The organism is Catenibacterium sp. UBA627 (assembly GCF_002299355.1).
Lineage (GTDB): Bacteria > Bacillota_I > Bacilli_A > Erysipelotrichales > Coprobacillaceae > Catenibacterium > Catenibacterium mitsuoka.
In genome coordinates this window covers 999-6,921 of sequence record NZ_DBPF01000052.1, presented here as the reverse complement: position 1 = coordinate 6,921, position 5,923 = coordinate 999, and the positions used below count along the sequence as shown (strand labels likewise).

Annotated in this window: 9 protein-coding genes; 1 reads left to right on the top strand and 8 read right to left on the bottom strand. The window is 31.7% G+C overall.

Going from position 1 to position 5,923, the window contains the following annotated elements; genetic code table 11:
- The first annotated feature begins 68 nt into the window (after positions 1 to 68).
- On the top strand, positions 69 to 473 hold the full coding sequence (gene tnpA, locus B2S90_RS03760; RefSeq protein WP_286696561.1) for an IS200/IS605 family transposase: 405 nt from the start codon (positions 69 to 71) through the stop codon (positions 471 to 473).
- Positions 474 to 557: 84 nt separating this feature from the next.
- Here tnpA and B2S90_RS03755 read toward each other — a convergent pair whose 3' ends face one another.
- The 8 genes from B2S90_RS03755 to B2S90_RS03720 form a co-directional block, all read right to left on the bottom strand.
- A complete protein-coding gene (locus B2S90_RS03755; protein ID WP_278861389.1) occupies positions 558 to 1,025 on the bottom strand; it encodes a flavodoxin in 468 nt (155 codons plus the stop codon).
- A gap of 59 nt (positions 1,026 to 1,084) precedes the next feature.
- Positions 1,085 to 1,882 (bottom strand): carbon-nitrogen hydrolase family protein, encoded by a 798-nt coding sequence (locus B2S90_RS03750; protein WP_278861390.1) that lies wholly within the window; start codon positions 1,880 to 1,882, stop codon positions 1,085 to 1,087.
- Between the two features lie 5 nt (positions 1,883 to 1,887).
- Complete coding sequence (locus B2S90_RS03745; RefSeq protein ID WP_278861391.1) at positions 1,888 to 2,544, bottom strand: class I SAM-dependent methyltransferase; 657 nt, start codon at positions 2,542 to 2,544, stop codon at positions 1,888 to 1,890.
- 253 nt (positions 2,545 to 2,797) lie between these two features.
- Complete coding sequence (locus B2S90_RS03740; protein ID WP_278861392.1) at positions 2,798 to 3,442, bottom strand: class I SAM-dependent methyltransferase; 645 nt, start codon at positions 3,440 to 3,442, stop codon at positions 2,798 to 2,800.
- A complete protein-coding gene (locus B2S90_RS03735) occupies positions 3,439 to 3,948 on the bottom strand; it encodes a class I SAM-dependent methyltransferase (RefSeq protein WP_278861393.1) in 510 nt (169 codons plus the stop codon). Before B2S90_RS03735 ends, B2S90_RS03740 begins: the two co-directional genes overlap by 4 nt.
- 14 nt (positions 3,949 to 3,962) lie before the next feature.
- Entirely contained in the window at positions 3,963 to 4,091 is a 129-nt protein-coding gene (locus B2S90_RS03730) for a hypothetical protein (RefSeq protein ID WP_278861394.1), read from the bottom strand.
- Positions 4,092 to 4,093: 2 nt separating this feature from the next.
- Positions 4,094 to 4,975: a ketopantoate reductase family protein gene (locus B2S90_RS03725; protein ID WP_286696560.1), complete on the bottom strand. Its 882-nt coding sequence runs from the start codon at positions 4,973 to 4,975 to the stop codon at positions 4,094 to 4,096.
- Positions 4,976 to 5,379: 404 nt separating this feature from the next.
- A partial coding sequence (locus B2S90_RS03720) for a flavodoxin family protein (protein WP_349677201.1) occupies positions 5,380 to 5,923 on the bottom strand: 544 nt, incomplete at its 5' end.

Below are 5,923 nucleotides of genomic sequence, written 5' to 3'. Positions count from 1 at the left end.
CTTTCATAGATATTTCACTATATATTATATTTATTTTATAGCGAAATATCTATATTTTGAGGTAAACTGTGGATAATAGATACAATCGTCATAACAGACAAAAATACAGTCTGAAGGTACATATAATTCTAGTAACCAAATACCGCAAACAACTACTAAAAGACTCTATCGCCAATGATGTTAAACAAAAGATTCTCGATATAGCTAATACTCGTGGCTACGAAATTATTGCGATAGAAACTGACAAAGACCATATACATTTCTTATTAAGTTACGATACAACAGATAGAGTTTGCGATATTGTCAAAATTGTAAAGCAGGAAACAGCATACCACTTATGGCATAAGTATAGTTCGGTCTTATCAAAACAGTATTGGAAGGAAAAAACATTTTGGTCAGATGGTGATTTTGCTTGTAGCATTGGAGAAGTGTCATCAGCAACTATACAAAAATATATTGAAAGTCAGGGATAATAGATACAATTTGCGAGGCTCCTCCCACCACCTATTGGCAGTGGGAGGAGCCTATGACAAACGAAAGGATTTATTTATGAATAATCATAAGGCCAATAATTCTTTTACTTTTTGAGTTGTTAGATTGTTTAGTAATAATCCTTTTTTAATATCTGCATTTGGTGCTGATACTTTTAATTCTTTTATAGTGTTTCCAAAACCACTACTTCCTGATGTAGCGAATAGTGTAATTCTCTTATTAGAGAAATCATATGCTTCTAGGAATGTATTAATAATTGTAGGTGCAACATACCACCAGATAGGAAAACCTAGATAGATATGATCATACTTTGAAATATCTAGATTATCTTTAATAATGGCAGGACGAAAAGATTTATCCTCCATTTCAATACTGCTTCTAGACTTCTTATTCATCCAATCAAGATCAGCTTTTGTATATGGGACTTCTGGCTTGATTTCATATAAATCAGCCCCTGCTATCTTTGCGACTTCTTCAGCTGCATGCTTTGTAACACCACTTGCACTAAAATAAGCAACCAATATTTTACTCATAGTATCATCCTCCTTGACTAAATTATAAAGTGTGAACCTTACTTTATGGCAAGGAGATTTTATTGATATAATTCTTTTCTTCTTAGTTGTGTATAGGGCCTACTTTCTCTTATTTTCTTTGAATTAGACAAATCAATGTCAACATATATGATTTCTTCCTGATCACCTGCTTTTTTAATAACTTTCCCATTTGGATCTACTACAACGGATTCTCCAGAAAAGTTCATTTCACCCTCTTGTCCTACTCTATTGCACATCGCAATACTTACACTATTATGAAAGGACTGGACACGAAGTTCCCATTCAAACATTTCTGAAGGTTCAGTTTTAGTATTCACTGTTGGAATAAGTATTAGATCTGCGCCCATCAGCGCTTCTGTTCTAATACTTTCAGGATAATGTCTATCAAAACATACGACAATGCCTATTTTACCATATTCTATATCAAATACTTTGAATCCATCATTTGAAGGTGTGTAGTAATCTTGTTCATAGAATTGTCTAGCCTGTGCTATATGAATCATTTTTTGAATGCCTTTGATTTCTCCATTTTTCCCTATTAATAGACTTGCATCATAGGTTTTTCCTTCTTCTTCAAGATAAATGTTTGGAACAGATATAATATTATATCTCTTACTTGCAGATTGAAGCATCTTTACTTCTTTTGAATCAAGTTTAAGTCTATATTGTGATACATCCTTTCCCTTATATTGTGGAAAGAATTCTGTAAGCTGAACTTCTGAAAATAAGATGAGGCTTGCATCATTTTCAGAAGCTTGTCTAATAAACTCTATACTTTTATCTAAGTTATCTTGGATTGTACCTTCATTTTTCATTTGAGCTAACGCAATACGCATATGTTTCACCTCTTTTTACAGTGAAAATATACCATTGATCCATCAATATGTATATCAATGATTTGATAGAGTTTATCTAGAATCTCTTTAAGTTCTTCTTCAGTTTGAAATGGTGGCGTAAACCACCCTTTCTTTGAAAGAATATTTTTTACTAGCCAGTCTGTTCTTTTTGATTTTCCTTTAATATAAAAGCATGCAATAAAATCACCACTAGGTTTTAGTACGCGCCATGTTTCTTGGAAAGCTTTAATCTTATCAGGAAAAGCATGAAATCCATTCATTGATAGTACGATATCAAATGTTTCATCATCCATCTGTAAGTTTCCTACATCTCCCTGAATATATTGGATATGTTTTTGACCATTTAATCTTATCTTAGCCTGTTCAAGCATATCCTGACTATAGTCAAGACATGTAATATGCGCATTATTTAAAGAAATCCATTTATTCTTAGTGAATACAGCTGTACCTACTGGAACATCAAGAAGAACACCATTAAAATCATTAGGAATATAAGAGAGTACTTTTTGTGCGATTACATTATCATCAGTACCACTCCAAAATAGTTTTATATAAAGTTGACTAAAAATATTGGATTGAGTGAGAACGTCATCATATATATTCTTAGATGATTCATAAGCATCTTTTACTTTATCTTTCATATTCATTTTCCTTTCTATTCTTCTATTCCACAACAACATTTCTTATACGTTGATCTATATCTAAGCGTGTATGTAATTTCATAACTTCTATCATTTCCTTAATACTAGTTGTGGTTGTTTAAAACAACTATTTTATTTGAAATATTATAAACAAAAGGAATTTTACCTAATACATGATATATAGGCATTAACTTCTTCATTCCTTCTACAAGACTCACTTCAGTAAGAAAAGAAAATGTAGGAAGAAGTTTTTCTAGTTCTTTCCCATTTTTATACCCCATGTAAATTTTGCGCGACTGCCTTCTATAGATTTGTCTTTAATGTGATTCACCATAAAAGGTGACATCACTTCAACCATTATTGTGACATTTGAAAATGCATGTTCGATAATAGAAAAGATCTTCTTAATATCAATTTCAGTTAAATACATAGTCAAACCTTCTATGATTACTAGAACGTCTTCTCCTTCATTGTGAATAGTATTTGTATAGGTTTCATCCATAGCTGACTTCGCGATTTGATAGATAGGTCCTATTTCTGTTAAAAACTGTTTTCTTATATTCATCGTTTCAGGTAAATCTAGATTATACCAGCTTATATATATGCCTTTCATACGATAACACCTTGTATCAAGATCACATGCAATATTAATCACAATAGTATTCTTATGTTTATCTAAATATTCCTCTACCATCTTATCTAATACAATTGTTCTTGCAATCACACCTGAACGCATTGTTTTATCTTGATCTGCTTGAGAAAAGTCATAATCTAATTGTTTGACTATTGATACAGCCATTTCATCTTTGATTTGAGGATTCTTTTGACTTGTTTCTTTAGCACGTGCATAAAGAGTCTGGATCATTGTTTCTGCTACACCTTTTACATTTATTTTCATTTTGAATCGCCTTCTTTTCTTACAACACAATGAAGACGCATTCCTTTACGTATTTCAAACTTCTCTACTTTTAATCCTGCTTTTTTACAACATTTATATACAACATCTCTTGTAGGAACCTGGAAATCTCCATGACCACATAAGTTTGCGAGAGGCATTTCAAATGTCTTCATTAACCATACAAGAAATTTATTATCACTTGTGACATCCCTAAGTATTAATCTACCCTTTGGACGTAAGCATCTTTTTACACTATTGAAAAATGCCTGTGGATTAGGGTAATGATGAAAGCTCATAGAACAGATAATGGCATCAAATGAGTTTTTCTCAAAAGGGAAATTCTCACAATCCCCTACTACAAATACTGCATTTGGAATATTCTTCTTTTTAGCCTGTTCAATCATAGCAGGTGTAAGATCAAGTCCAGTATAATACTTATCAGGATATTTTTCTGATAGTAAAGAAATCATAGGTGCTGGCCCACATCCTGCATCTAGTAGATTCATGAATGGTTCTTTCTCTAATTCTTTAAAATATCTGGATAATCCTTCTTACACATTTCATAGACACCTGCATGATTTCCCTCATATCTCCCAGCTGCTTTAGTAAATTCTTTGATTGATAGTTGTTTATATTCTTCATTTGTCATATTCATAATCTCCATTTCTTAATATAAGAATAAAATTGTTTATGTAGTTCTCTCATTTCATCTGGTGCTTTAATTGCATGCTGATACATAAATTTTTTACCAAAACTGCTTTTAAAAGTTTGAGACAAAATATATATGAGTATGGATGTTGGCAAATAGCGGAATATATGCATTTTAACTGGTGATAAGGTATTGAGATTTTTATATAATGTATTGAAATTCTTTTTAAGCTGAATAGCTGTTTTTCTCATCACCACTTTATCTTGTCCTACAAATTTTGGATTTTCTGTTTGATAATAAGCATCTGCAAGAGGTACAACCATTCCAAGGTGACATAACTGCCATATATGCATATTATTGACCTGCTGGTAAGGTATATGCGCATATTTCAATATTTGTGAGAGCTGTTCTGTTCTTTTTGTTTTCTTTCCTGATATTTCAAAAAAAGTAGTGGGTTGTATAATTTTAGGAGTAAGTGCTGCATCAAGTATATTATTTGTGATAGTGCCTCCAGCACCCGGGAAAGCAGGTAATATTTTTCCTTTTCCTACAATACAGTCCCATTTTTCATAATTATCTAGTGTATTGACCATAGTAATGATAGTTTTACTTTTATTGGATTTTAATTCTTTAAGTGCTTGATATAATTGATTTTCTCTAACAGTTAAAAAAATAAAATCATATATATCATTATCTTGTAAGTGGTCAATGATCTTGATATCTACTTTTTTGATTATATTATTTTTCTTATAAAGGAATCCTTGATTTTGAAGGGCTTCAAGTCTATGTCCTCTTGCATAAATAGTTGTATAATACCCTGCTTCTTTCAACAAAACTGCATATAAAGAACCAGTTACCCCTGCACCATATATAAGTATTCGCATGATATCACCTCTTTGTTAGTTTAGTCTAACTTACAGATTCAGTATATCACTATGAAATAGATATCACAATTAGTATATTAGTTATAACTAACAAAAAAACATGAACATCATGTGTTCATGCTTATGATTCTTCATCTAATTGTCTTATACCTTCACCATTCTTACACACTCCTGCCTGACTAATATAGACAATACCTTTATTGGTCACTTCATCTCTCCTAAATAAGAAATATATGCCTGTTTGTTTTAATTCATCTCTACTCTTACATTCTTCTAATGAAGTACGAGGAATCTTAAAGGCAAGACCTGTCCATTTCGCAAGTGTTCATTTAATAATTGCATCTGTACCAGCAGGTAAGATAAAAGGTGCAGCAATTGCATAATCAAATATCACAATGTCTGCCTTATACATGAGAACCTAGATTATAGGCTTCTTTAAGCTTATCATTACTAGATATATCTCCACCACTAGATACACCACCACAAAGTACAGTACCTTTAATAGATGTCTTTTCAAAGCAGTCAATCCATCCATTTAGTCCAGTAATGACTTTTTCAAAGACTTCGTCTCCTTCTTCTGCAGCTGTCGCAAGAAGATAGACATCTCTGAACTTATAATCTTTAGAATACATTGGATTGAGACGATCAATAAGAGTTTTCATCTGTCCACTCATTTCATAATAATAGATAGGTGTAGCCCATACAACAACATCTGCATTGATCACACTATTCATAATATCAGCAACATCATCTTTAATAACACAATGTCCAGTTTTTTGACATGCAAGACATCCAATACAGAAACGAATATCTTTATTCTTTAATGTGATATATTCTACCTCATTTCCAGATTCTTTTGCTCCTTCTACAAAACTTTTCGCAAGTAATTCTGAATTACTATTATTTCTTAGACTTGTTGATAATACAACGACTTTTTTACTCATAATA

Bases quoted from the DNA above. Each gene is read 5' to 3' on its own strand.
- B2S90_RS03750 (WP_278861390.1), bottom strand. From the start codon at position 1,882: ATGCGTATTGCGTTAGCTCAAATGAAAAATGAAGGTACAATCCAAGAT.
- B2S90_RS03740 (WP_278861392.1), bottom strand. From the start codon at position 3,442: ATGAAAATAAATGTAAAAGGTGTAGCAGAAACAATGATCCAGACTCTT.
- B2S90_RS03725 (WP_286696560.1), bottom strand. From the start codon at position 4,975: ATGCGAATACTTATATATGGTGCAGGGGTAACTGGTTCTTTATATGCA.
- B2S90_RS03745 (WP_278861391.1), bottom strand. From the start codon at position 2,544: ATGAAAGATAAAGTAAAAGATGCTTATGAATCATCTAAGAATATATAT.
- B2S90_RS03735 (WP_278861393.1), bottom strand. From the start codon at position 3,948: ATGAATCTACTAGATGCAGGATGTGGGCCAGCACCTATGATTTCTTTA.
- B2S90_RS03730 (WP_278861394.1), bottom strand. From the start codon at position 4,091: ATGACAAATGAAGAATATAAACAACTATCAATCAAAGAATTTACTAAA.
- B2S90_RS03755 (WP_278861389.1), bottom strand. From the start codon at position 1,025: ATGAGTAAAATATTGGTTGCTTATTTTAGTGCAAGTGGTGTTACAAAG.